Origin of the sequence: Paenibacillus sp. RRE4 (genome assembly GCF_031844205.1) — a bacterium.
GTDB lineage: Bacteria > Bacillota > Bacilli > Paenibacillales > Paenibacillaceae > Paenibacillus > Paenibacillus xylanexedens_B.
On the sequence record NZ_JAUZUT010000001.1, the window covers coordinates 2,193,450 to 2,219,225 of the forward strand.

General features: G+C 43.4%; 22 protein-coding genes. 14 read left to right on the forward strand and 8 right to left on the reverse strand.

The window, feature by feature from the left end; all coding sequences use genetic code 11:
• Window positions 1–47 precede the first annotated feature (47 nt).
• Together Q9R46_RS09860 and Q9R46_RS09865 are read left to right on the forward strand one after the other, a co-directional pair.
• Window positions 48–740, forward strand: coding sequence for an ABC transporter ATP-binding protein (locus Q9R46_RS09860; RefSeq protein ID WP_311279883.1), 693 nt, complete (start codon window positions 48–50; stop codon window positions 738–740).
• Window positions 733–3,384, forward strand: coding sequence for an FtsX-like permease family protein (locus tag Q9R46_RS09865; protein WP_311279884.1), 2,652 nt, complete (start codon window positions 733–735; stop codon window positions 3,382–3,384). Before Q9R46_RS09860 ends, Q9R46_RS09865 begins: the two co-directional genes overlap by 8 nt.
• A 135-nt stretch (window positions 3,385–3,519) precedes the next feature.
• Here the strand turns inward: Q9R46_RS09865 and Q9R46_RS09870 are convergent, their stop codons facing one another.
• Window positions 3,520–4,137: a TetR/AcrR family transcriptional regulator gene (locus Q9R46_RS09870; RefSeq protein ID WP_311279885.1), complete on the reverse strand. Its 618-nt coding sequence runs from the start codon at window positions 4,135–4,137 to the stop codon at window positions 3,520–3,522.
• Between the two features lie 136 nt (window positions 4,138–4,273).
• On the opposite strand from Q9R46_RS09870, the gene Q9R46_RS09875 reads away from it, so the two are divergent.
• Entirely contained in the window at window positions 4,274–5,050 is a 777-nt protein-coding gene (locus tag Q9R46_RS09875; RefSeq protein WP_311279886.1) for an alpha/beta hydrolase, read from the forward strand.
• Window positions 5,051–5,179: 129 nt separating this feature from the next.
• Here Q9R46_RS09875 and Q9R46_RS09880 read toward each other — a convergent pair whose 3' ends face one another.
• Window positions 5,180–5,437 (reverse strand): GlsB/YeaQ/YmgE family stress response membrane protein, encoded by a 258-nt coding sequence (locus tag Q9R46_RS09880; protein ID WP_145330893.1) that lies wholly within the window; start codon window positions 5,435–5,437, stop codon window positions 5,180–5,182.
• Between the two features lie 157 nt (window positions 5,438–5,594).
• On the opposite strand from Q9R46_RS09880, the gene Q9R46_RS09885 reads away from it, so the two are divergent.
• The 3 genes from Q9R46_RS09885 to Q9R46_RS09895 all read left to right on the forward strand — a co-directional run bounded on the left by Q9R46_RS09885 (window position 5,595) and on the right by Q9R46_RS09895 (window position 8,575).
• Window positions 5,595–6,302, forward strand: coding sequence for a response regulator transcription factor (locus Q9R46_RS09885; RefSeq protein ID WP_145330895.1), 708 nt, complete (start codon window positions 5,595–5,597; stop codon window positions 6,300–6,302).
• Window positions 6,303–6,331: 29 nt separating this feature from the next.
• Window positions 6,332–7,726, forward strand: a complete 1,395-nt coding sequence (locus Q9R46_RS09890; RefSeq protein ID WP_311279887.1) for a sensor histidine kinase — start codon at window positions 6,332–6,334, stop codon at window positions 7,724–7,726.
• Window positions 7,727–7,855: 129 nt separating this feature from the next.
• The gene (locus tag Q9R46_RS09895) at window positions 7,856–8,575 is read left to right on the forward strand and encodes a hypothetical protein (RefSeq protein WP_311279888.1); all 720 of its coding nucleotides are present in this window, start codon (window positions 7,856–7,858) and stop codon (window positions 8,573–8,575) included.
• 163 nt (window positions 8,576–8,738) lie between these two features.
• Here the strand turns inward: Q9R46_RS09895 and Q9R46_RS09900 are convergent, their stop codons facing one another.
• A complete protein-coding gene (locus Q9R46_RS09900) occupies window positions 8,739–9,104 on the reverse strand; it encodes a VOC family protein (RefSeq protein ID WP_145414198.1) in 366 nt (121 codons plus the stop codon).
• Window positions 9,105–9,379: 275 nt separating this feature from the next.
• Here Q9R46_RS09900 and Q9R46_RS09905 point away from each other — a divergent pair, with 275 nt between their 5' ends.
• On the forward strand, window positions 9,380–10,279 hold the full coding sequence (locus Q9R46_RS09905; RefSeq protein ID WP_311279889.1) for a cation diffusion facilitator family transporter: 900 nt from the start codon (window positions 9,380–9,382) through the stop codon (window positions 10,277–10,279).
• 139 nt (window positions 10,280–10,418) lie between these two features.
• Here the strand turns inward: Q9R46_RS09905 and Q9R46_RS09910 are convergent, their stop codons facing one another.
• The 3 genes from Q9R46_RS09910 to Q9R46_RS09920 all read right to left on the reverse strand — a co-directional run bounded on the left by Q9R46_RS09910 (window position 10,419) and on the right by Q9R46_RS09920 (window position 11,730).
• On the reverse strand, window positions 10,419–10,889 hold the full coding sequence (locus Q9R46_RS09910; protein ID WP_145330905.1) for a ferritin-like domain-containing protein: 471 nt from the start codon (window positions 10,887–10,889) through the stop codon (window positions 10,419–10,421).
• Between the two features lie 105 nt (window positions 10,890–10,994).
• Window positions 10,995–11,465, reverse strand: coding sequence for a hypothetical protein (locus tag Q9R46_RS09915; RefSeq protein ID WP_311279890.1), 471 nt, complete (start codon window positions 11,463–11,465; stop codon window positions 10,995–10,997).
• 79 nt (window positions 11,466–11,544) lie between these two features.
• Window positions 11,545–11,730, reverse strand: a complete 186-nt coding sequence (locus tag Q9R46_RS09920; RefSeq protein WP_311279891.1) for a hypothetical protein — start codon at window positions 11,728–11,730, stop codon at window positions 11,545–11,547.
• 293 nt (window positions 11,731–12,023) lie between these two features.
• Here Q9R46_RS09920 and Q9R46_RS09925 point away from each other — a divergent pair, with 293 nt between their 5' ends.
• The 5 genes from Q9R46_RS09925 (at window position 12,024) to map (ending at window position 19,555) form a co-directional block, all read left to right on the forward strand.
• Window positions 12,024–13,931, forward strand: a complete 1,908-nt coding sequence (locus Q9R46_RS09925; protein ID WP_311279892.1) for a beta-glucoside-specific PTS transporter subunit IIABC — start codon at window positions 12,024–12,026, stop codon at window positions 13,929–13,931.
• 43 nt (window positions 13,932–13,974) lie between these two features.
• Window positions 13,975–14,814, forward strand: a complete 840-nt coding sequence (licT, locus tag Q9R46_RS09930; protein WP_311279893.1) for a BglG family transcription antiterminator LicT — start codon at window positions 13,975–13,977, stop codon at window positions 14,812–14,814.
• A 15-nt stretch (window positions 14,815–14,829) separates the two neighbouring features.
• The gene (locus tag Q9R46_RS09935; protein WP_311279894.1) at window positions 14,830–16,278 is read left to right on the forward strand and encodes a glycoside hydrolase family 1 protein; all 1,449 of its coding nucleotides are present in this window, start codon (window positions 14,830–14,832) and stop codon (window positions 16,276–16,278) included.
• A 253-nt stretch (window positions 16,279–16,531) separates the two neighbouring features.
• Window positions 16,532–18,535 carry a glycoside hydrolase family 16 protein gene (locus Q9R46_RS09940; protein ID WP_397386373.1) on the forward strand — a complete coding sequence of 668 codons (2,004 nt, stop codon included), beginning with the start codon at window positions 16,532–16,534 and terminating at the stop codon, window positions 18,533–18,535.
• Window positions 18,536–18,814: 279 nt separating this feature from the next.
• Entirely contained in the window at window positions 18,815–19,555 is a 741-nt protein-coding gene (gene map, locus Q9R46_RS09945) for a type I methionyl aminopeptidase (protein WP_311279896.1), read from the forward strand.
• Between the two features lie 81 nt (window positions 19,556–19,636).
• On the opposite strand, the gene Q9R46_RS09950 is transcribed toward map, so the two are convergent.
• Window positions 19,637–20,863 (reverse strand): NAD(P)/FAD-dependent oxidoreductase, encoded by a 1,227-nt coding sequence (locus Q9R46_RS09950; RefSeq protein ID WP_311279897.1) that lies wholly within the window; start codon window positions 20,861–20,863, stop codon window positions 19,637–19,639.
• A 327-nt stretch (window positions 20,864–21,190) separates the two neighbouring features.
• Here Q9R46_RS09950 and Q9R46_RS09955 point away from each other — a divergent pair, with 327 nt between their 5' ends.
• On the forward strand, window positions 21,191–22,555 hold the full coding sequence (locus Q9R46_RS09955) for an MFS transporter (RefSeq protein ID WP_397386374.1): 1,365 nt from the start codon (window positions 21,191–21,193) through the stop codon (window positions 22,553–22,555).
• 59 nt (window positions 22,556–22,614) lie between these two features.
• Window positions 22,615–23,817, forward strand: coding sequence for a macrolide family glycosyltransferase (locus tag Q9R46_RS09960; protein WP_311279899.1), 1,203 nt, complete (start codon window positions 22,615–22,617; stop codon window positions 23,815–23,817).
• A 156-nt stretch (window positions 23,818–23,973) separates the two neighbouring features.
• Here the strand turns inward: Q9R46_RS09960 and Q9R46_RS09965 are convergent, their stop codons facing one another.
• Window positions 23,974–25,368 (reverse strand): alkaline phosphatase, encoded by a 1,395-nt coding sequence (locus Q9R46_RS09965; protein ID WP_397386336.1) that lies wholly within the window; start codon window positions 25,366–25,368, stop codon window positions 23,974–23,976.
• Window positions 25,369–25,776: the final 408 nt, after the last annotated feature.

Genomic DNA, 25,776 nt, shown 5'->3' on the forward strand with positions numbered 1-25,776 from the left:
TATATGAATACAACAATTATTCACAGCTCATGAAGGAGGCACATGCTTTGGAAATTTTAAAAACACATGATTTATGTAAAACATACGGAAGTAACGACGCGAAGGTCGACGCACTGAAAGATATTAACTTAACGGTTCAACAAGGTGAATTTGTCGCTATCGTTGGTGCAAGCGGCTCGGGGAAAAGTTCGTTATTGCATCTGCTTGGAGGCGTGGATCGCCCAACCAGTGGACAAGTCCATATTGATGGGACAGATCTATATTCTCTGAAAGAGACGGATTTAGCAATCTTCAGAAGACGAAAGATCGGATTCATTTTCCAGGCCTATAACCTGATTCCGGTTCTAAGCGCAGAGGAAAATATTAAACTGCCTATGCTGCTCGACCACCGTCAAGCCGATGAAGACTACGCAGACGAACTAATGAACGTACTCGGGCTAAAAGACAGAAAACATCATCTCCCTAACCAGCTGTCGGGTGGACAGCAACAGCGCACAGCCATTGGACGAGCGTTGATTAACAAACCTTCGATCATACTAGCTGACGAACCCACGGGGAATCTCGATAGCAAAAATAGTAAAGAAATTGTAGATTTGCTCACCTATTCGGTTCGAAAATACAATCAAACCTTGATAATGATTACACATGATTCCGATGTAGCCCGGAGAGCGGATCGGATTGTAAATATTAAAGACGGGGTTCTTTTCGATCAGCAATCTGAGGGCGAGCACCATGCATAAGTACACAGGGCTCACAGAGAAGTATTTACTTGGTCAGAAAAAAAGATCCATTCTCACCATTGTTGGTATCATTCTATCGGTAACGCTTCTTACGGCAGTCGGTACACTTGCCATGAGTTATCAGGACAAACTGGTACGTCAGACGATTCGGGATTATGGAGATTATGAAGTATCCTTCAATGGGGTTCCAGGCAAAGACGTACCTCGCATCGTAAACCAGACTGCTGTAAGTAGTGCAGGAGTCATTCATCGAATCGGTTATGCGATCATAAGTTCCACGAGTGAAAAGGAGAAAAAGGAAAGCCCGTTTGCTGCGCCGTATCGTTATTTGAATGTGAAAGGATACGACTCGCAAGCCATGTCCAAGCTTCAGGTTCAGTTAGAGAGTGGACGTTTGCCGCAAAAGCCTAACGAAATCATCCTGTCATCCTGGAGCCTGAATTCGTTCGCCTCGAAACCAGCAATTGGAGATAAGATCACGCTAAACCTCGGAGATCGGCTCGAAGCTTCCACTGGAAAAGTGAAGAGTGCGAATTCCGTTGGTGATTACGGGTGGGACCTAGACGAGACATTCAAACCGCGCATGAAACAGCAATATACCGTTGTCGGGGTGATGAAACCAGGTAAAAATGCAATGTGGTCATCCACCTTTATTTATTCAGCGATTACGTATGATGATCATCAAAAAATCGATCCATCTCAGACTTTTTTTATCTATGCCACGATGAAATCAATGGACAACATAAAGGATAAAACGGAAGCCATTCTGTCGTCCTTGGGTTGGGAAAGTGTAGATCAGGGTTCTGCTCAGGAATTGAACCGGGAATCGGTAATTAAAAATATTCGGATCGAATATAACAATGAATTACTCCAACTGTTTGGCAAGAGTACCTATAACAATGTCAATCAAAGTTCAATGTATGCATTTGCAGCCCTTGTTCTAATCATCATGGGATGCACAAGCGCAGTAATTTACAATACGTTTCATATTTCAGTGCTTGAACGCATCTCTCAGTTTGGCATGCTTCGCTGCATAGGTGCAACACCCGCCCAGATCCGCAAAATTGTATTTAAGGAAGCGACTGTGCTTAGTCTGATTGCCATTCCGATCGGTTTATTTACAGGAACCATTTTGATGAAAGTTTTATTCTATAACATCAGTTTCCTGACATTAGGTTTCTTGAACGATATGCACATGATTATTTCATTGCCAATTCTACTTGCGGCAGCAGGTTTAGGGCTGATTATTGTCTATGTGTCAGCGCTGGGTCCGGCCAAGCTGGCATCCAGCGTCTCACCACTGGAAGCACTGAAAACCTCAGGCAGCGCGGTGGTAGGGCAGGGGGATATTAAACGTTTGTCCTTTGCCGGTAGCAGATGGCTTGGATTCGAAGGGCGGTTTGCCAGCCGGAATATTCGTCGGAACCGAAAGAGATTTCGCATTACGGCCTTTTCAATGATTATAAGCATCGTCCTGTACATTGTGTTTAGCGGCTTGGTGAACACGTTAAGCACAACTTCTCCATCGGGCATCAATTACTCTTACTCCTTAGAGTATCAAGGTATAAGTAAACGGATCCCTAATTCAGTTTATAACAAGCTGGCTACACTTAACGGAGTTAATCAAGCCTATCCTTTTTACAATCATCAACTCCAGGCGATCATTCCGAAAGATAAAGTGAATCCGGATTATGATCAGCAGCAGAAAGGAATGTACACGGTTGAAAAGGAAAACGGATATCGGAAGGATAACAACTATTTGATGTCTTACGGTGTAAACGGGCTTCAGGAGCTCCGTCCCAAACTCACGTCCGGAAGTATTAACGCGAGCCAGATGAACGATGAGAATGGCGTCATTGTTATCCAGAAAATCAGCATGATCACCGATAAAGGAACCCAGATGATCATTGATCAAACCGGTTTTAAAGTTGGAGATAAAATTAAAGTTCGCTCAATGAATGACAAGCAGTCATACAAAACCGTTACTGTTGTCGGGATTGCGGATAAAGGTCCTCTCTCTGATAAATACTCCGGAAGTGCTATTATTCAAATGATAACGACACCGAAGGTGATCGAAAACATCACGGGTGATAACACCTACGACAGAATTTTCATTCAAGCCAACCCTGGGACAGATCACGGGGCAATTGTAGATTATTTTAAAAGCCTTGTCCAAAAGGATGCAGGGTATAGTTACCAGAATCGGGTAGAGGAAATGAAGCAAGCCCGTAACGATGCGATGACGTTAAATATTTTCCTGTACGGATTTATAGGTGTCATCTCAGCCATCGCGTTCCTGAATATTTTGAATACGGTGAGTACGAATCTCATTCTGAGAACGAAAGAATTCTCCGTATTAAAAGCGATTGGTATGACGCAAAAGGAAATTCGCAAAATGGTTTTGCTGGAAGGTCTGTTCTATGGTGTATTTGCCGCTGTGTACGGAGGTCTTCTCGGTACAGGCTTAAGCTATGGAGTGTCTTATCTGATGAGAAATGCTTTGCGAATCGATTGGGTTATGCCTTGGAGCAGCATTCTGATTGGCTGTTTGGGTGCGATCACTGCTGCGCTCATAGCTTCCTATTGGCCGCTTAGAAGACTTGAGCGTATCCAGATTACAGATGGTTTACGCGGGGAAAATTAACTCGAAAAAGGCTCGGTTGTTCGTTCTAAAGCGAACATCCGAGCTTTTTGGGCATGATTAAATAATGAAATAGAAATTGGCAGGGGCGAATTATAAAATCAAATTTAGAATTGATTATTAGATCCAATCAATGACTTATGCTCTCGTTACTCCCTCTAAAAAAACACGTACAATTTTCTCCGCCATAACATGATGAGACTCATATTTTTGCTGATCATACTCCCGGTTCCCCATCAACATTAGAGTCGAAAAGGCTTCTGCCAGAAACATCGGATCTTCTTCACGAAAAATTTTCTGATCCATTGCTTGTCTGAAATGAGAAGCTAACAGTTCATGAATCTGTCGTTCTGCTTCACGAATGGCATGAATCTGTGCTTCCTCCAGAAAAGGCTCCGCTTCACGCATCATCATTTCGATCTCACCATGCGGATTAGCAAGACGAGCTTCCGCTAATCGAATTAATCCGTCTCGTAAATGTTCCGCCTCATCCAGCATATGCGCCGTAATTTTTCTAACGTTCTGTAACATCGTTGTCATGGCTGCCACGAATAGATCCGCTTTGCCCGCGAAATGATAATATATGGTTGGTTTGGATACGCCGCATTTCTTGCCGATCTGCTGAAGGGTAACCATCTCGTAGCCAAATTCTTTAAATAGGGTAGATGCCGTATAGATAATGGTTTGTTGCATGGAAATGTCATTGTCTGTCTGCTTGGGTCTTCCGCGCAAACGTTTAGGTACTTGCTCTGGCATAGATTCGTACACACTCCTTCCACAATATTTTATGTCAAATCATAAATATAAGCAAAGAGCTTGTAATTTTACTTACCAGTAAATATAATTAATTCTGTAATTAAAAATGATACGTTTAAAGGTGGGAAACGAAGTTATGGCAAAGACAACATTGCGTAAGAGCAGATGGAAGAAAATAGCGTTATGGATTAGTGTAATTATTATTGCCCTGGTGGCTGGCGTGTTTGCGTACCTCGCATCTGTCACATACAGCCCGTCGGAACAAGCGGAAGCGGCAATGAAAAGTGATGATAAAGTCGTTGTCAGCGAAATGAAGAACGGTTATCAATTTGAACCTAAAGGGGAGGACATCAGGCAGCAAAATGTTGTGTTTTATCCCGGAGGTCTGGTGGAGCCGGCAAGTTATGCGCCTATGGCACGAGCACTAGCGGAGCAAGGACATCGTGTGTATATTACGAAGATGCCGCTGAACTTGGCGATGTTCGGGGAAAACCGGGCGGATTCGTTTCTCGCGGAACATGTGGGTGAAAGCTTTGTTATTGGCGGGCACTCATTAGGAGGAGTGTTCGCTTCAAGATATGCTGCGGCGCACACAGCTCAGATCAAAGGTGTCTTTTACCTAGCTTCTTATGCAGATGATGGCGGGAGACTGGACGGAACGAACTTGTCCGCACTGCAAATTACGGGAAGCAATGATGGTGTTCTGAACTGGGAATCGTGGGAAAAAGCCAAATCCAATCTTCCCAATGACACGACATTTGTAAGTATTGAAGGCGGCAACCATGGTCAATTTGGCTCCTACGGCATGCAGAAGGGAGACAACGCACCTAAGATCACGGAACAGGAACAGCTTAAGCAGGTTGTTCAGGCATTGGAAGCATGGATGAAATCAATAAACCCATTGCAAAAATAAAAAAAAGACCGAAGTTTTCATCTGCAAACGATGAATACTATCGGTCTTTTTATTTGCATTGGATACTCGTACTACACCTCTATAAAAAATGTCTATTGAACAACGTGGTCGGTTTTACGCCTCTCTTTATTAACGTCTGCGGAAGGCTCCGCCGCGTGCCAGAGCAAAAAAGATGAGCAGGGCAATGATTGAGCCAACGATCGCCGGAATGATATGAAACCCGCCAATCACCGGTCCCCTTGGTCCAAGCAATTCCGTTCCTAACCAGGAACCTATAAAACCCGCAACAATGTTCCCAATTACACCGCCCGGTACGTCCCGCCCAATCAAGTTGCCACTTAACCAGCCAATAAGTCCGCCAACAATAAGTACCCAGAGCAGATCCATGGATTGTTCTCCTTTCTTCGGGGTTATTACAAGGTATGTGGAGCTCTCGGGATTATACCTCATCTTCCTGTCGGTGGAGGGTTCTGAAGGGTCTGTGCTAAGATGAGGGTAAATGGTGATTCAAGTGGGAAACAAGTATAGAAGGGGTGTACAGACATTGAAGAAAATACTTGTTATTGACGATGAGGCCGCTATTCGAGATTTAATTGAGCTTGTGCTCAGGCGAGAGAATTACGATGTGCAAACCGCAGAAGATGGCAAAACCGGACTGGAATTGCTGGATTCTTTTCAACCCGATCTGGTGGTACTTGATTTGATGCTGCCAGATTGCTCCGGATATGATTTGTGTAAGGAAATTACAGGCAAACGTTCTGTTCCAGTGATTATGCTCTCAGCTAAAAATGAGATTATCGACAAGGTTCTGGGGCTTGAGCTTGGCGCGGAAGATTACATGACCAAGCCCTTCGACAATCGGGAATTGCTCGCTCGCATCAAGGTGGTTCTGAGAAGAAACGAGAGCAAGGAAGAAACAAGTGAACACACGGAATCCCAAACGACACGTATCGTTCATGAAGAATTGACGTTTGACCTAGAGAGCCGAAGAGTGCTGAAAAACGATGTGCCCGTCTCTCTAACAGCCAAAGAGTTTAAAATTCTGGAAACGCTGCTCAAAAGGCCTGACAAAATCTTTACCCGGGATGAGCTGCTACAGATCGGATGGGGATATGATTTTATGGGCGACAGTCGCAGTGTGGATATGACCATCATGCGATTACGGAAGAAGCTAGAGGATAACGCGGACGAACCGAAATATGTGCGAACGATCTACGGATTCGGCTATCAGCTTGGAGGTGGCGAGGCCTGAAGTACGCAACCCGGTTACTGCTGAACTATTTGTTTTTCTCCGTGCTGTCCTTTGGCATTATCATATTTGCTATCAATAAAGCCATTGATTACTACAGCTTCATTACCATCGAAAAACAGATGATGGAGAAGGCGGATCTGTCTGAGTTGTCCTTTCGTGAGGTGCTGGCACAGCATCGATCATCATCAGGGGAGCCGCAGACGAAAGAAATCGTTAGACTTGCACTGGAGAAGCTTAAAGCTTCAGGCAAGGAAGTGAGGATCTATGACAGCTCCAAGCAGCTATTGGGCTTGGCTGTAGATGGCATCATTATTAATGATGGCAAACCACACATTTTCGAGAAAAATATTGAAAAAGCACTGAGCGGAAGCTATGCCTACACCGTAACAGATGATCATCTGCTTTATTTTGCGACTCCCATTCAGAATCAATTTTACGAAAATGCATATGTGTATGAGTTCGTAGAGGACATTTCGTACTTTTATGCAATCATGGATCAAATCCGTTATGTCTTGTTTGCGGGTGCAGGTGGTTTCATTGTGCTGATTACGTTAGCGAGTCTGTGGATTGCCCGCAATACAACCAAACCGATTAAAGTGCTCCTTGGTGCCGCGCAAAGTTTCTCCAGACAGGAATTTAAACGAGTTCATCTGAACCGCAAGGATGAGCTGGGCATGCTCGCGGATGGACTCGATTCCATGGGACAGCAGCTTCATAATTACATTCAATACCAGAAACAATTTGTCTCGAACGTATCTCACGAGTTAAAAACGCCTCTGGCAGCCATTCGTGGTTTCTCTCAATACTTATATGAGGGGGAAAATGAGGACGAAGAGTTGCAAAAGATTTATGGGCATCTGCTGCAAGAATCGGATCGGCTAACCCGTTTGATTAATGAACTGTTGTTGTTATCGCGATTCGACAAGGCTGGTTCAAACGAACTGGAGGTCGAAAAGACGGAAATAAACGCACTGATCCAGCAAGTCGCCAGAAATATGGAAGCCAAAGCTAAGGATAAAGAGATCAGGATCACAGTTAAACATGTAGAGGGGGACCGGGTGGATGAACGTCTGACGAAAGTTTATGCTAGCGTCAATCCAATGCTCATGTCCCATGCAATCGCCAACCTGTTGGATAACGCTATCAAATATTCAGGCAGTCATTCGCAAATTGATGTGGAGATGGAACATATGTCAAGCGAGGTCGTTGTAAAGATAAGTGACCAAGGCATAGGCATCGCGGGTGATGAACTAGAGCGAGTGCAGGAGCGCTTTTATCAGGCAAAAAATGCAAACACAGCGAATGGTTCAGGTCTCGGTTTGTCCATTTGCAAAGAGATCGTCGAACGTTTTAATGGATATATCGACATCGAAAGTGAGTTAGGACAAGGTACGACAGTGACGGTTGTGTTACCTCGTGCCTAAACATGTTTCTAAAGCAAAGCCGAAATAAGTACCGTTACAAGACTGATACATTTCTGTTATAAGACTAACAAATGCTTTTTTTATAATAACTTCATAAGAACAAATCACACATTTATTTATGGAGGGATTATGATGAAATTAACAAAGAAATCTGCGAGCTTTATCCTGCTAAGTGCTTTACTAACGGTAGCTCTGACGGGCTGTCAGTCCACGGATGCGAAGTCACCAACAACCGGACAGAATTCGGCTGAGCAAAATACGTCGAACGGACAAAGTAAAGGTGAAGGAACATCAGATTCAAAAAAACCGGTTTCCGAAGGTACTGAAGGACAGGGCTCTGAAGTAGTGAAGGAAGGCTCAGTGAAGAAGGAAGGCAATGTGGTGCTGAAGGAGCTTGCTTTTGTCTATAACGAGCACACCATTGCGATTTCGGATACAGCGAATGAAGAGCAGATGGAACAGATGCTGGGCAAACCAGACAATTTCAAATCCCATACGTACACTACTGGGGACGGAACCAATATGGATAATTTAATCGGATTTACGGAAAAAGTATACACGTACCCTGGTCTGGAGATTAAAACCATCAGTGTACCCGAAGGCAAACAAGACTCGATCTTTAATATCAAAATTACCGATCCCAAGTATACGACAGTTCGAAACATTAAAGCAGGGGACAGTCTGGACACACTTAAAAAAGCTTATCCTGAAGGGAAACTGATAGGGAATGGGGCACCTGACGAAGAAGATGACTTCCGCTACGAGCCATCGAACTATGTAGATGTCATGTCGTTCCATATTAAGGATGCCAAGGTCGAGAGCATTCAGATCTTCAGTCTGTTGGACTAGAAGTGTAATTGATTTACTTCTTTGATTTACAGAGCCGTATCATAAGATTTACTTTTCGAACCTGCCCAAGAGTTGGGCAGGTTTTTATGTCGTTATGAGTTGATAACGTTGTTCAGATCAGACGAACCATAGTGTGAAATAAGCGAACCACTATGTTTCCAACCTACTTTCCAACTAATACAAACACATTTTCATCAGGGGCTTTCATTACAGCAATATGTCCAGACTCCGTTGCAGAGGGAGTTCTAATCCATTGGATTTCTTCGTTTTTGCTTAGTTCGTCATAGGTTTGTCTCACATCATCAACTAGAATTTCAACTTCTGTAAAGTTGATTTCAGGGTGGTTGCTTAATACGAGTTCAGAACTGTCCTTTTGAGGGAATTTTAAACCTATCACTGTCCAGGTAGAGCCGTTCTCCAAGTTACGTTCTATTTTCCAATTTTCTGTTAACCCCATAGAACTGTAGAACAAAAGTGATTTCTCAATATTTTTTGTATGTATACAAACACATTCTAATTTTTTAAACACCTGATGCATCTCCTTCTATCACGTATAAGAACTAATGTTCTCTTTATGGATTCTACTATTTTCCATGTTTAAAAGCAATAATATACTAGAAAAGGAGATTGAAAAAATTCAGGGACAAGTTTTCCTCACGCAACTTTTTTGGATTCCGATTAAACTCTTGCGGCACTCAGACTATGTTTGCTTACACTTAAAACGTTTCTCTAGACCCACACAAATGTTCAATGATACCATCATACAAGTGTTACGACAGTTGAAGATTGCAGGAGGAACGGAAAGTGGATCAAGTAAGATACGATAACTTAAAACTCGGGGAACGTGGGGCGATCATCAGTATCATCGCTTATATATGTTTGACCGCGCTAAAGCTGGTGATTGGCACAATTGCTGGCTCTGAAGCACTCAAAGCAGACGGCTTGAACAATGCAACGGATATTGTCGCATCCATCGCCGTACTGATTGGTTTAAGGTTCGCCCAGCGTCCGGCCGATAAAGACCATACATATGGCCACTGGAGAGCTGAAACGGTAGCATCTCTTGTAGCCTCATTTATCATGATGGCCGTCGGACTGCAAGTGTTGTTTGAAGCCTTCGGTTCTGTTTTTGACGGGAAGCATGAATCGCCTGATCTTCTTGCCGCCTATACAGGGATTTTCTGTGCGATCGTGATGTACTTCGTCTACCGATATAACAAAAGGCTAGCCACACAAATCAAGAGTCAGGCCGTGATGGCGGCCGCACGGGATAATATCTCCGATGCTTGGGTAAGTATCGGTGCCGTCGTCGGGATCGTAGGTTCTCAGTTCGGTCTGCCTTGGCTTGACCCCGTAACGGCGATTATCGTCGGTTTGCTGATTTGCAAAACGGCCTGGGATATTTTCAGAGAAGCCACACATCATCTTACCGATGGTTTCGATGTAGAGTTGATTCAAGAATACCGGGAGACCATTGCCGGAATTGAAGGTGTAGAGACGGTAAAAGATGTACGAGCGCGTAATTACGGCAGCAACGCCGTAGTTGACGTGGTGATCACGGTTCGGGGAGATTTGGATTTACAACAAGCACATGATATTTGTACCGATGTGGAAAACGAGCTTCTGGAAGAGCATGATGTGTATACGGTACACGTTCACGTCGAGCCGGAGCCAGAACAGGAAGCAGTCAAAGAATACATTTAATATTGTTCGAAATGAAGGGTTAAGAAAAAGCAGAAACCAGTAAACGATGAAGTTTACTGGTTTTTTGGTGCTATTACCTGCGAGCTTCTTTCACATTTTTTGGAATCCCAACATCAATCCAAATGACCTCATTCGACAATCATTTAGGCATATTGTACATAATCAAATTATTGTACTTGTCCGCATGTTTTTGCTCATCCAGAATAATGCCCCACACCGTGTCTTTGTAGATGCCGTAGGGAAGACCAAACCATATTTTTCTGTACTTCTCCACAGCGGCAAGCTCACCCTGAAATGCTTTTTGCAAACCACCAAGATATGATGTGACGGTTTCCGGGGGTTCACTGCTCATACCCGTGATTTCCTGACCTGTGAGGTCCTTATACATCTCTCTGAACATCCGATTATGCCCGCGTTCGTCATCACGGATGCTTGTAATGATTGCTGCTTGATATGTGTCTGGAGCCATGCGAATGAGAGCATCATAGAACAGTTCGTCATTTCGTTCGCCTTGAACAGCGGATTGTATTAGTCCGAGCGCTTCAGCTGTTGATGTTGCCCATACGGGAGTAAATGGCTTTCTATAAAAATAAGGATATGTTGCGTACATGCTAATCCCTCCATGCCCATGATGAAATAAGATATGCACATACGCCCAGTAACGTTAACCATCTTTTCAATAGAAAATTTATACGAAATGTCTTACCCCGGCATTCTAACGAGTTGAACGCTTAACGATATCATCTGGCAATGTCTGTTTAATAAGCTTACTGTAGCCATAGGCAAGCGCAAAGGGCAGGAAATAGGACCAGTACGTCCAGAAGATATTCCAACCGTTAAAGTAAACAACATGACCAAACAACTTAGCACACCACTCAATCAGTGTCAGCACAAGAGCCGATATAAAGATACTTGGCCACGGTTTGGCCTTTTTCACCAAAATCATGTACATCATAATACATCCCGTAATAGGATATATACCAAGATCCATCGGCAGGGCAGCATATGACTGGTTGTTCGTATTGGGCATAATATTCCAAAAATAATTAAACCCGACACTGTTAATGCAAGCCGATATGGCTACACCAAGTGGGAAATATAACACGAGCAAGTAGTAGTGACGCCTTAAAATCCATGCACCCAGCAGCAAGGGGATGAGCATACCCAGAACCCAGTTACCCAGCATATCATTTCCCTCCAAATCTAACTCTGATCTTCGACTTCTGTCTCGAATTTAATAGTGTTTATATGTGGCATTTGGCGATTTAATCTGTTTTTTTCTGTTCAAGGAGACGGTTGACTTGCTCCGCAATGGCATCTAGTTTTCGATCGTAGTGCCTGTAAGTGAACCAGCCAACAACGGCTTTAATTGCAAAGAAGAGAACTGCAGCGATAATCACCAAAATGTAATCATGTGCAATGTGTTTTAACCAATCATTAATGTGCTGCATTGTTTATAACCCCCGTCGCGTACATATATCATCTGGTTAAGATGCCCATTAAATCCTAAGGTAATTCATAAATGCTAATAAGATCCTTTGCGTATAAAGTGTTGCTTTTTGTCGAAAATCATGCTAAATTAGCGATGTAAACGTTTATATTTGCTTTAAACAACATCATATATGATTCAATTTGGCGTGTTACTGTTCGGCAGGCAAGGCTTAAATTGGGTGGTTTGTATATTTAATATACCCACCCTATTTAAGCCTTTTTTTATGCACAATTTCAGGGGCGAGGTGTTTTTATGAATTACAAAGAAACCGCTAAGGATATCCTTGACAAAGTAGGCGGACAAAAAAATATCAATGATTTTCTCCATTGCTCCACCCGTTTAAGGATGAATCTGAAAGATCCGAGTCAAGCAAAAACCGAAGAGATTAAAGCGATGGATGGCGTAATGGGTGCCGTATACAGCGGGGGACAATATCAGATCATAATCGGAAATGATGTAAGCTATGTTTATAATGAACTGATGCAAATGGTCACTATAAACACAGAGGCAGACACACAGCCAAACAAGAAAAGAGATTTGAGCTTCAAAGGTTTGTTTGAGAGTTTTGCCGGATTGATTACGGGCATTTTCCAGCCGATCATTCCAGCAATCGCAGCAGCAGGGATGTTTAAAGCTTTGCTTTTGTTGTGTACCTCGCTTGGTATACTATCAAAAGAAAATCAGATTTACGCACTATTGCTTAATATCGCTGATGCAGCGTTCTACTTCCTGCCTGTATTGCTGGCATACTCCAGTGCACAGAAATTCAAAACAAATCCATATATTGCAGCCACACTGGCGGGAGTTCTGTTACACCCCAAAATGATCGCGCTACTTGGAGGAGAAGTACCTGTAGATATTGCGGGTATTCCTGTTCCTAACATCAGTTATGCATCTAGCGTTTTACCTATCATTCTGACCGTATGGCTTATGTCATATGTCGAGAAATTCGCGGATAAAGTATCCCCTGGACCAGTAAAAATCTTCCTGAAACCGTTAATTGTTATTCTTGTCATGGCACCACTGGCTCTCACGGTTCTGGGACCAATCGGTAACTATCTGGGTGTGGGATTGTCTGACGGTTTATTCTGGATTCAAGGTAAAATTGGCTGGTTAACCGTTGTAATTTTGGCTGTATTCCTTCCGTTTATCGTCATGTTCGGAATGCACAAAGTGTTTTATCCCGTTATTTTCGCAGCCATGGTTTCGCCCGGCTATGAAACATTGATCCATAGTGCGATGCTTTCTTCTAACATGGCACAAGGCGCTGGAGCGCTTGCGGTCTGGTTCCTGGCAAAAGACAAAAAATTGAAACAGGTTGCATTGCCAGCAGGTATATCCGGATTGTTCGGCATTACCGAACCGGCATTGTACGGGGTACATTTACGTCTGAAACGTACTTTGGTCGCTTGTATGATTGGTGCGGGGTCAGCGGGGCTTTTTGCCGGTATCGTTAACTTGAAAGCTTATGCAGCAGTAGGTCCGGGTCTCGCTTCTTTACCGATGTTTATCGGGGCGGAAAATAACTTTACCTACGCGCTGATTACAGCAGCTATTTCGATCATTGTTACGCCAATTGCCGTTTATTTCATCGGCTTTAATGATCCTGCAGGTGAGGACGATGTCAAACAATCATCAGTCAATACACCTACAGTAGAAACAACAGAAGCAACATCTGTAGCTCCGAAGAAAGAGAAATTGCAATCTCGCTTGGTTGTTTTCTCCCCGATTGAAGGAGAGGCAATTCCGTTAAAAGCGGTAAACGATGAAGCGTTCTCCCAAGAAGCAATGGGGAAAGGCATGGCAATTAAACCTGCTAAGGGACAAGTTGTGTCTCCATTTGATGGAACTGTGCAAACCGTGTTTCGCACCAAACACTCGATCGGTTTGAAATCAGTAGAAGGCGTTGAACTTCTGATTCACGTCGGCATTGATACCGTCAAATTAAAAGGACAGCATTTTAATGTTGTTGTTCAGGAGGGAGATCTCGTGAAACACGGTCAACTTCTAATGGAGTTCGATATGGATGCCATTGAAAAAGCGGGCTTTGACACAACAACACCGATTATTGTAACAAACAGTGGTGATTACCTTGAAATCCTTGGATATGAGCAATCTGAAAAAATAGGACCTGAGACGCCACTTATAACTATTTTGTAATATTATGGGGTGAAATTCATTCTGAACATAGAGGAGCATGGATATGAGAGTAGTTAAGGTTCTCAATACAAGTATTGTTTTGGCCAAGCGTAATGACAACAAAGAGGTTATTGCCATGGGCAAAGGAATTGGCTTCAGAAGCAGGCCCGGGGACATGATTAACGAAAATGAAATTGAAAAAGTATATGTCGTTGAGAATGAGGGAATGTCCTCGGATATGACTGCACTGATGAAAGAGACGCCGGAAGAGTATTTAATTTTGGCAGACGAAATCATATCCTATGCGAAACAAGTATTATCGCGTGATCTCAGTGAAAATCTCTATTTTTCGTTAACAGACCACCTCCATATGGCCGCCAAACGATTCAAATCGAATATTACGATACAAAATCGGATGTTATGGGAAGTGCAAAAGTTTTATCCGCAAGAATTTCTCATTGGGAAGCAGGCATTGAAGTTTATTAAAGATAAGCTTGGACTGGATCTGCCGGAAGAGGAGGCAGCTAACATCGCCTTCCATCTGGTCAACGCGCAGCAAACGGAACAGAACATGAGTCAGGTCATGATGATGACGAATACCGTTAAAGATATTCTGAACATTATTCGCATTCATTACGGAATTGAGTTGGACACATCAAGCATTAATTATTCACGCTTTCTAACTCATCTGCAGTTTTTTGTACAGCGATTATTAGAGAACACGATGCTTGAATCCAAGGATGATGAACTGCTTGAGCGGATCTCCAGCAAGTATCCGGAGGAGAGCAACTGTGTTTCCAAGATCAACAATTACATTGGCGCGAAATTCGAACGATTTATGTCCAACGAAGAAAGATTGTATCTCATCATTCACATCAGCCGTGTGATGGACAGAGCGCATTAACAGGAGGATTATGATATGACGACTACCCGAACATTTCCCGAAGGGTTTCTATGGGGCGGAGCGATTGCTGCTAATCAGGCTGAAGGAGCTTGGAACACAGCAGGGAAAGGCATTTCTACCGCCGATACGGCTATGAATAAGAAAAACATAGGTGACTACAAAAAGCAAAATGCTGTAAGTTCAGAGCAGCTCGCGGCAGCGCTTAAGGATCAATCTACATTGAATTATCCGAAACGCAGAGGTATCGATTTCTATCATCGGTATCCAGAGGATCTTGTATTAATGGGTGAGATGGGCATCAAAACATTACGTACATCGATTGCGTGGACGCGGATTTTCCCGAATGGAAATGAAACGAGCGCCAACGAAGAAGGTTTGCTTTTCTACGATCGCCTTTTTGATGAGATGATTAAAAATGGCATTGAACCTCTGGTTACCTTGTCTCACTATGAGATGCCGATGTATCTGGTCGATCATTATGGAGGATGGACATCCAGAGAGGTTATTGATTTCTTTGTACGCTTCAGTACAACGGTATTTAACCGTTATAAAGATAAAGTAAAATATTGGATCACTTTCAATGAAATTGATGGCATTGTTCGTCATCCTTTCACCAACGGTGGCATTGTTCCAGATCGGTTCGAAAATGTTGAACAGGCGGTATACCAAGCGCTGCATCACCAATTTATTGCTAGTGCTTATGCGGTAAAGCTATGCCATGAGATTATTCCTAATGCTCAAATTGGTTGTATGCTGACAAGCCTGTTGCACTATCCTCACACATGTAATCCGCTTGATGTGTTGGCTGCGCATAAAAATAATCAATTTAATCTGTTCTTTACCGATGTGCAGGTGCGTGGCGCTTACCCTGGTTACATCGAGAGATATTTTAGAGAACAGAATATCATCATTGAAAAAGCTGAAGGCGATAGTGACTTGCTAAAAGAGTATACGGCTGACTTCATATCATTCAGTTACTACAACTCCTTCGTGGCCAGTGCAGATAGCGAGGGGTTGGAAACGGTTAGCGGCAATACGATGGGCGGCGTGAAAAACCCTTACTTGTCTGTAAGTGATTGGGGATGGCAGATCGATCCGATTGGTTTAAGACTTGCGCTTAACCATCTGTACAGCCGTTATCAGGTACCTTTGTTTATCGTTGAAAATGGACTGGGTGCTTACGATACCATTGAAGAGAACGGTACAATTAGCGATCCTTACCGCATTGAATACCTGCGTTCTCATATCGAACAAATGCATGAGGCTCTGCTGGATGGTGTTGAAATTATGGGGTATACCGTTTGGGGAATCATCGACCTGATCAGCTATTCCTCTTCCGAAATGGAAAAACGTTATGGTCTAATCCATGTTGACCAAGATAATGACGGAAACGGCACTCTGGAGCGAAAACGGAAGGAAAGTTTCTTCTGGTACCAAAATCTGATTGCTAACAATGGACTATAGACACATGCTAAAAAGTTAAACTAAGAGATGATTTCTGTGTTATAAAGAAATCATCTCTTTTCATTCATAAAATGAATTGATAGGCTAAAACAAATTATAAATATATCTTTCAGCACATTCTTCTTTTCGGTAGAATAGAGTTATCCGATCTGTAATCTTTTTCCTTATTGATAATGGATTGGAAAAATGATTCGAAGGAGGAGAATGAATGAAATCGGCTGCTTGCAGGGAGAAGCGATTGGTGTACAGAAGGATGGGTGTGATGCTCGTATTCATCATGCTGGCAAGCGTTCTGCTTGGGCCTGCCTCAACGGCTAGGGCTGCCGGGAAGACGATAACGTCCATGGAGTACTTTTCATCTGCTGACGGACCTGTCATATCCAAATCCGGGGTTGGCAAGGCCAGTTTCGGGTTCGTGATGCCTAAGTTTAATGGGGGTTCTGCTGCATGGAGCGAAGTGAGCGGGGATTTAGGTGTTAATGTCAAGGTAGGAGGCCAATGGGTGGATATTGATCAGGCGGAAGGCTTTACGTACAACCAAAACTGGGGGCACTGGACTGACGCCGGCTTTCATGGATATTGGTTCACTCTCTCCACAACAACCGATGTTCAATTGTATTCCAAAGCGAACGGAATAAAGCTTGATTATCGACTGGTCTTTCAAAACATTAACGAAACAACGATCACAGCAATGAGCCCTACACAGGGGCCTGACATCATTGCCAGCAGCACCGGAGGCGCCGGCTTTACGTATCCCACCTTTAACAATAATCCATCAGTCACCTATGAAGCCATCGCTCAGGATCTCAAGGTGTATGTGAAACCTGTGCAGAGCAGCACGTGGATTGATATTGACAATAACGCAGCCAGCGGCTGGATTTACGATCAGAACTTCGGTCAATTCACGGAGGGTGGAGGAGGATATTGGTTTAACGTAACCGAGTCTATTCACGTCAAGCTGCAGTCCAAAACATCGGCTGCGAATATTATTTACACCATTACATTCAATGAACCTGTGCGTAATTCATTCGTAGTTACTGCCTATGAAGGGACAACTTTCACAGCAGATGAAAGCGGTTCCATAGGTATCCCACTGCCCAAGATTGGCGGGAGCGCACCTATTGCGAAGGAATTACAACATTTTGTATACCAAATCAATATCAAGGGTCAATGGGTAGACTTAAGTAATAGTGGTCAAAGTAAATTTACGTATTCCGGCAATGGCTACAATCCGATTTCCGATGCCAATCAGTGGGGATACTGGGCCGATCATATCTATGGTCTATGGTTCCGACCTATTCAGGAAAACATGCAAATTCGAATCGGCTATCCGCTTAATGGACAACCCGGTGGAAACGTGGGCAGCAACTATGTGAACTATACACTCATTGGCAACCCGAATGCCCCACGTCCCGATGGTTCGGACCAAGAAGACATCTCCATCGGTACACCGAGCAATCCGGCAATTGAAGGAATGAATCTGATCTGGCAGGATGAGTTCAGTGGTTCTGCGCTGGATACAAGCAAATGGAATATAGAAACAGGGTACTATCTCAATGATGATCCGGGAACCTGGGGTTGGGGCAATGCGGAGCTGCAGCACTACACTACCAGTCCGGAAAATATTTATGTTCAGGATGGAAAATTAAATATCCGTGCAACACATAGTAACCAATCATTCCCTCAAGACCCGAATCGTTTTGCGAAATATGCCTCCGGTAAGGTGAATACCAAAGACAAGTTATCCCTGAAGTACGGGCGTGTCGATTTCCGTGCCAAGCTGCCTACAGGGGATGGCGTCTGGCCTGCACTCTGGATGCTGCCGCAAGATTCGGTATATGGCACATGGGCTGCATCAGGTGAAATTGACGTGATGGAGGCAAGAGGTCGTCTGCCTGGAACAACCAGTGGAACCATTCACTTTGGCGGGCAATGGCCTGCCAATCAGTATATAGGTGGAGAGTATCACTTCCCCGCAGGACAAACGATTGCTAACGATTATCATGTATATTCTGTAGTTTGGGAACCGGACAACATCAAATGGTACGTGGACGGCAAATTCTTCTATAAAGTTACCAATCAGCAGTGGTCGTCTGCAGCTGCACCGAACAACCCTAATGCTCCATTTGATGAACCGTTCTATTTAATCATGAACTTGGCGATCGGCGGTAATTTCGATGGTGGTCGCATTCCCGATGCTTCGGATATTCCTGCAACCATGCAGGTGGATTATGTTCGGGTATATAAACAGCAATAATGGTTAATGTAGTTCGCTGAGTTAATTTAGCGAAAGCGAAATCCATGGATGCAGCATGATCATTAATGTTTTGCCAGGGGTGAACTTCGGTTCACCTCTTTTTCTGCACACGTAGAGGTAAGGGCCAGCACGTAATCAAAAACGTAATTGTCAAATAGTCGAGTCTTTTCTTTGTGCGAGTACATCAAATCCTAAACATGTTGCAAACTGTAGCAATTTATGTTGCAATAAGATGAAACTTTCTGTTTACAAAGAAGAAGGAACGTGAGGTACTCGCATATGATTGCAAAAACGGAAGAGGATTTTAATGGTTTAAAAGAAATTGGCAGAATTGTTGCTTCCATTAGAGATACGTTGGTTGAGCGAACCGCTCCCGGTGTAACGACCAAAGAACTCGATGATTTGGCTGGGGAGCTGTTTGAGAAAGAGGGCGCTATTTCCGCACCCAAGAGTGAATATGATTTTCCTGGGTTTACATGCATTAGTGTCAATGAAGAAGTCGCTCATGGAATTCCGGGTGATCGGGTCATTAAGGAAGGCGATATCGTTAACATTGATGTTTCCGGCTCCAAAAACGAATATTTCGCAGACACAGGCATTTCGTTTGTTGTTGGCCAGGGAGATGAAGTGTTAACAAAAATCTGTGAGGTAGCGAAACTCGCTTTCGAAGCAGGTCTGAAAAAAGCGAATCCTGGTTCCAAAAAGAGCGGTATTGGCAAAGCCGTTTTCCTGACCGCACGCCAGCATGGGTTAACGGTTATACGCAACCTCACTGGACATGGAGTGGGTCGGGCTATTCATGAAGCGCCGGATCATATCTATAATTACAATGACACGTCAGATGATGAGTTGTTGAAAGAAGGTATGGTTATTGCGTTTGAACCCTTTATTTCCACATCTGAAGAAGAGGTGTATCAAAAAGGGGACGGATGGACATTTGCTACCAAAAACAGTTATGTAGCACAGATTGAACATACGATCATTCTGTCCAAAAAAGGACCAATCATTATTACACTGTAGCTGTAGAGGGCACTAAATTTTTTTTGTGAGGATATACTTGAAAGCCGATTCCAGATGTAGTTCTGGAATCGGCTTTTAGCGTTAGAGAGTCATTTTTTCAACAAGGGGTCTGTTCTGCAAATAAAGATCCATATCTGGGCTGGAACCATGCACAATTTTGTCCGTTACAATTTTAGCCAACACACCGTTATACACGGTTCCATTATCGCCATAAGCCATAATGACATAACAATGCGGATATGACTCGTATTGACCGATTACCGGCAAGCCGTCATGTGTTCCCCCGTAAAAAGCGCCCAGATAATACTCAGGTTCCACCTGAATATTCGGAAAAAGCTTGTTAAACTCGTGGATGAGTTTATCCTTACTCGCCAATATCTTGGAGTCCCTTGTTTCGGCGTAAGCCGTATCCTTATCCATGCCACCGATAATAATGCGATCATCCGGGGTCGTCCGCATATAAACATATGGACGTGCCGTCTCCCAAATCAACGTGCGTTTGTACCAGTTTTCCAAATCAGAAAGCGGCTTGGTAATAACAGCGTAGGAGCTGGACAGTGTGGCATTTTTCTCCACTTTAAAGTCTTTGTCTTCATATCCAGCCGCGATAATCACATGTTTCGCACGAATCTCGAAGCGTTCTTTGGTATAGAAAACAGCCGAATCATTCTCAAAACGCTTACCTGAAATCTCGGTTTCCTCGTAGATGCGTACACCTTCTGATTTTGCATTTTCCAGCAGTCCATAGACGAATTTTAACGGGTTCATCTCGGCATCATCACGATAATAAAGCGCAGCTGATTTAGAGAAAGGATATACGCTTGATATACGCTGCTCATCCCAAAAATCCACGTTGAATCCATGCTTTTTCAGGAGCGCATATTCTTCTTGCAATGCTGGGATATCATTCTGGTAACTCGCGTAATACAAGCTATCACGCCTTATAAAATCAGGCTTAATCGGAAGTTCGCGGCTGATCTGCTCAATATGATTGATGGATTGCTCGCACAATTTCAGATGACGGGCGGCTGCTTCTTCACCGAATGTATTCTTCAAAGATACAAAGCTCTTTTCCCCCGCATATTGAATCAACGCAGTGTTGGTGCTTGTGCTGCCTTCTCCAACCTTTCGCTTGTCCACGACAACGACGGATAATCCTTTATCAGCTAAAAAATGAGCACACTGTGCACCCGAACTCCCCGCACCGATGATCAGGACATCACAAGTAACGTTTTCCTCAAGCTTCGGGTAAGAAGGAGGATTTGTTACCGTGGTTGGCCAATACAATTTGCCGCTCTGCAGATCCATATCGAATCTCTCCTTAGATGTATTCGATACGTAGTATAAGCACTTTGAGTGAAGTCAATGCAGAGCATACGTTTCCTATGAAGAAGCAAATGGCGAGAATACCGAACAGGAAGCGACTTTAGAAAGGCCCTCTTATCAGCATGATCAACGATGAAGGCCCCCCTTAATAAACATATTTGTTTACAAAGTGGCTTGCTTATCCTATATTAAAGATACATCTGCAGGTGTATTTTACTAATATTTCAATATTTTATGGAGGTGTCCGTGACAAACGAGAAGCCCATCGGCATCTTTCATCGACGTTACAGCGCAATGACCATTGGTATTATGTTGGTATTAACCACTTCGGCATTCGAAGGGCTAGCGATCACAACTATTGCTGCCAAAATAGCTCAAGACATGCAGGGAATTCATCTATATGGCTGGATTTTTAGCGCGTTTTTGTTATCTCAGCTTGTAGGAACACTGGTTATGGGACAGCAAGTGGACAGGCGGGGTGTATTCACTTCCATTCTTATATCTTTTGCTATTTTTGTAGTGGGGACAATGATTGCTGCGACATCCATGAACATGTACATGCTCATTGGAGGAAGAGTCTTTCAAGGATTTGGAGCTGGCGCTTTAATTACATGTGTCTATGTGTGTGTAACATTATATTACCCGGAAAATCTCCGAACTCAGATTTTGGCAGCTTTTTCGCTGGCATTTGTTCTTCCTTCATTAATCGGGCCTTATTTTGCTGGACTTCTTGCTTCTTATCTGTCTTGGCGGTTTGTTTTCTGGATCGTTATTCCTTTGATTGTACTTGCTCTTCTGCTTACATATCGCTCGTTTCGTGATCTGCAGCGCAGTCAGCACATTATAGAAGAAGCACGAGCGGTTGACTCAAGAACAGGTCAGGCCATTTTATTAGCTATTGGAACGGGATTGTTACTGACAGGTCTTGGCATGATTACAAGCTGGCAGGGCATAGCTCTTTCGATTAGTGGATTCATAATCATGATACCGTTCATGCACAAATTATTGCCTCAAGGAACATTTCTAATCCAATCCGGTTTACCGGCAACCTTGGTAACAAGAGGATTGTATGTGTCTTGTTACTTTGCAACCGAGAGTTTTGTTATTCTGGGTTTGACTGAGATGAAGGGGTTATCGGCAGACACTGCCGGATTGCTTGTGGCAGCAGGATCATTAAGCTGGTCTGGAGCGGCATGGTTGCAAGCCAGATTGGATGTAAGAGACCAAGGTGATGGGCGAAAGCAGAGAGTGATGTATGGAATTGGCATTATGATCATCGGAGTTACGCTCGTCATTCTGGCTTTATTTTTAACGGATATCGGAATTGCGCTTATTCTCCTCTCACAGGTTATTATTGGTTTTGGTGTGGGGCTGGCTAACCCGACTACCGCAGTCCTTGCTTTACAGTACGCTGAGCTTGGACAGGAAGGAAAGATGTCTGCCAACCTTCAGTTTGTCGATTCTTTTTATGTCGCTGTAAGCATTGGTGTAAGCGGTTCATTGGTTGCTTTAGCCAAAACGACGGGATGGGGCATATCAACAGGGATTCTGATGGTGCTGACGCTTCAACTTCTATTGGTTATACTGAGCTTTTTCTCATCGTTGCGAATTAAAACCCGTACACCCCAGACACATCAGCCCGCTGGGCAAAAAATAGATACACTTCCGATGTAAACAAACAACCGGTCAGACCAGATACGGATCGGAGGCACATATTACAGGAGGTGCGCACGATGGCGCGTGTATTGGTTGTTATTACTCCGGCTGAAGGCCATGTGAACCCATCCCTTGGGTTAATTACGGAGCTAGTCAAACTTGGAGAAGATGTTGTTTATGTCTGTGTAGAGGAATATCGTTCTCGGATTGAGCAAACGGGAGCTAAGGTCCTGACCTATCCTTTTGCGGAGGATGCGTTCTCACATGAACCTACACTCAAGCCTTTGGCGTATCGGCATCCCTACCAATTCATACACATGATTACTTGCGGTATCATTCCCAAAATGATTCCTGAGGTGCTTCGTTTGATAGAGCATGAAACGTTTGACTATCTGATCTATGATTCACTGATGGGGTGGGGAGGCCAAATTCTCGCTGAGAAATTAGGGATTCCATCCGTATGTACGATAGCTTCTTTTGCTTCCGTTGAGCCAGCAAGCATAGAGAATGGGGAGGTTATCGATACACAGAAACTATATGAAGCGATTATGAACAAGGCAAAAGAAATAGCGACAGCGTATCAGGTCAGCCTACCTGCTCTAGAAGAAATGACAGCACATAACGCTCAATTGAACATTGTTTACACCAGCCGTTATTTTCAGCCACGGGCAGAAGAATTGCAAGATCGTTTTCTATTCACGGGTTCATCGATTATTCCGCGGGAAGATGCTCCCGAATTCCCGTTTCATCTTCTTCGTGAACGGCATGCGAAGACGGTATACATTTCAATGGGAACCATACTGAATAAAAACCTGGAGTTTTACAAACTGTGCTTTGATGCATTAAAAGATCAGGCTGTAAATGTTGTTTTATCTTCGGGGAAATACACCAATATTGCTTCCATTGAAGAAATGGTTCCCGACAACTTTATCGTGAAGCCTTATGTTGCTCAGATTGAAATTTTGCAGCATGCAGACGTTTTTGTTACTCACGCAGGCATGAATAGTGTAAGCGAGGCATTATATTTCGATGTTCCACTTGTCATGATTCCCATGACCTCGGATCAACCATTTGTAGCGGGTCGCGTAAAAGAACTTGGAGCCGGGATTGTATTAGATCAACATCACCTGAACGCAATCCAATTACAGGAGGCCATCATGGAAACACTTCACAATCCCATCTATAAAGAGCAGGCACATTTCATCGGGAAATCTTTGAAAGAAGCTGGGGGCTGCACCTTTGCGGCGACGGCGATAATGCAACAATTTGCCAAAGTATAACTGCAATTCACCTCTTATTCTCATATAACAGGGAATAAAATGAATGTTAAATACAACAACCCCCTCACTTCATTTCTTTCGAAAGAAGAGAGGGGCGCTTTAGAAAAAGTACTTATACTGCTAACCATTGGATATCAGGACAGAGTGCAAAATCGTTTACTTGCCCTTTTTCAAAATATCAAAAATGACTTTGGCATTATCCGTGTTATCAATTAAGCCGGAGAAGCGCTGACTTCCCGGGCCGTAGGCATACACAGGTACATCTTCACCCGTATGTCCACCTGTTGTCCAACCTGTGAATGAACGGTTATCAATAATAGCTTCGATCGCATTATCAATTTTGGTCACATCCGCACTTGGAGCAGCCTCTTTCACGGATTGAATTTCCTCAGCTGTCAGCTCAAGTTTGAGATATTTTTTCAAAGTCTCATCAACGGAAGCCCCTTTGGCAATTTGAGCAGCCATGAAATCAGGGGTACGCAGTGCAGCTTTGATTGGGTCTACGAAGAAGTTGTATTCTCCATCTTTACCAAGAGTAAGGCCGCCTGTGGAGTGGTCAGCAGTAGCAACAACAAGAGTTTGTCCATCTTTTTTCGCAAAATCAATCGCTGCCTTGAAGGCTTTAGCGAAATCTTCCATCTCACTCATGGCACCCACAATATCATTATCGTGTCCTGCCCAGTCAATCTGACTTCCTTCAACCATGAGGAAAAATCCTTGTTTGTTCGTTTTAAGACGATCGATCGCCGAATTCGTCATCTCAGCCAGTGAAGGCGTCGCACTTGTGCGATCAATAAATTTGTCCAATCCGCCATCTGCAAACAGGCCAAGAACTTGTTTGTTTTTGTTCGCAAGCAGGGATGTACGGTCGGTCACATAACTATAACCTGCTTTTTGAAACTCTTTCGTGAGGTCACGGTCTTTACGTATAAAATTGGTTTTGCCTCCGCCCAGAAGCACATCGACTTTGTGTTTTCCGTTAATTAACTCGTCGTAGTAGTCGTTCGCGATGGCATCCATGTTTTTGCGGCTGATATCATGGGCTCCAAATGCCGCCGGAGTAGCATGGGTAATCTCAGAAGTAGCGACCAAACCTGTGGATTTACCGATTTGTTTGGCTTGCTCCAAAACGGTTTTGACATTCTTTTGATTCGTGTCCACTGCAATGGCTGCGTTATACGTTTTCACGCCTGAAGACATTGCGGTTGCTGCAGAAGCGGAATCCGTAACGTTTTGTTTATCATCGTCGGGATAGGTCATTTGAGCACCTACCAGATAAGGATCGAACACCGTTTTTTCCATTACCTTCGTTTTAGGGTTATCTTTCATGTAACGATATGCGGATGTATACGATGTTCCCATACCATCTCCAATAAGAAAGATGATATTTTTGATTGGTTTTTTCTCAGTACTTGCACCGGCAGCTTTAGCAATAGTTGCTTGTCCAGGGGAAAGAAGAGTGGAGGCTGATACAGCCAACGTCAGAGCTAATGCAGGCAATGCTTTTTTAGACAATTTCACAATGATTCCTCCTCGATATCTCTTTAACATGAATGCATGAAGCTTTGTTCATTTGTTCATCCTTAAGAAGATTATCATTCATTTGTAAATCAAATCCATCACAATTGTACGGTGATTGTAAAATAATCAGTTCAACTGAAAAGTAAGCTTAAATCCTTAAAAACGAATGAAATCTATTTCTCAAATCAAATAGTTCGTAAATAATGTGAACAAAGCTCGAATTTCATTGACATCCCATGTTATTTTTAATAAAATTCGAAATGCACCTCAGATTAAAAACAAAATTCTTTTCTTGATCTTCACATTCGGAGCTGTTCAGATCCTAATGACGAATATAGGAGCGTAAGAATTCCAATCCTATAGGAAATTAGGATTTTTTGTTTTTAACTGTACTGTAGAATCTAAGAAGACAAAATGAAAGTTGGAGGCTGGCTTGAC

Coding starts and splice junctions, on each gene's coding strand:
- Q9R46_RS09865 (WP_311279884.1), top strand. CDS start 733: ATGCATAAGTACACAGGGCTCACAGAGAAGTATTTACTTGGTCAGAAA.
- Q9R46_RS09870 (WP_311279885.1), bottom strand. CDS start 4,137: ATGCCAGAGCAAGTACCTAAACGTTTGCGCGGAAGACCCAAGCAGACA.
- Q9R46_RS09875 (WP_311279886.1), top strand. CDS start 4,274: ATGGCAAAGACAACATTGCGTAAGAGCAGATGGAAGAAAATAGCGTTA.
- Q9R46_RS09880 (WP_145330893.1), bottom strand. CDS start 5,437: ATGGATCTGCTCTGGGTACTTATTGTTGGCGGACTTATTGGCTGGTTA.
- Q9R46_RS09895 (WP_311279888.1), top strand. CDS start 7,856: ATGATGAAATTAACAAAGAAATCTGCGAGCTTTATCCTGCTAAGTGCT.
- Q9R46_RS09910 (WP_145330905.1), bottom strand. CDS start 10,889: ATGTACGCAACATATCCTTATTTTTATAGAAAGCCATTTACTCCCGTA.
- Q9R46_RS09915 (WP_311279890.1), bottom strand. CDS start 11,465: ATGCTGGGTAACTGGGTTCTGGGTATGCTCATCCCCTTGCTGCTGGGT.
- Q9R46_RS09920 (WP_311279891.1), bottom strand. CDS start 11,730: ATGCAGCACATTAATGATTGGTTAAAACACATTGCACATGATTACATT.
- Q9R46_RS09925 (WP_311279892.1), top strand. CDS start 12,024: ATGAATTACAAAGAAACCGCTAAGGATATCCTTGACAAAGTAGGCGGA.
- licT (WP_311279893.1), top strand. CDS start 13,975: ATGAGAGTAGTTAAGGTTCTCAATACAAGTATTGTTTTGGCCAAGCGT.
- Q9R46_RS09935 (WP_311279894.1), top strand. CDS start 14,830: ATGACGACTACCCGAACATTTCCCGAAGGGTTTCTATGGGGCGGAGCG.
- Q9R46_RS09940 (WP_397386373.1), top strand. CDS start 16,532: ATGGGTGTGATGCTCGTATTCATCATGCTGGCAAGCGTTCTGCTTGGG.
- map (WP_311279896.1), top strand. CDS start 18,815: ATGATTGCAAAAACGGAAGAGGATTTTAATGGTTTAAAAGAAATTGGC.
- Q9R46_RS09950 (WP_311279897.1), bottom strand. CDS start 20,863: ATGGATCTGCAGAGCGGCAAATTGTATTGGCCAACCACGGTAACAAAT.
- Q9R46_RS09955 (WP_397386374.1), top strand. CDS start 21,191: ATGTTGGTATTAACCACTTCGGCATTCGAAGGGCTAGCGATCACAACT.
- Q9R46_RS09960 (WP_311279899.1), top strand. CDS start 22,615: ATGGCGCGTGTATTGGTTGTTATTACTCCGGCTGAAGGCCATGTGAAC.
- Q9R46_RS09965 (WP_397386336.1), bottom strand. CDS start 25,368: ATGTTAAAGAGATATCGAGGAGGAATCATTGTGAAATTGTCTAAAAAA.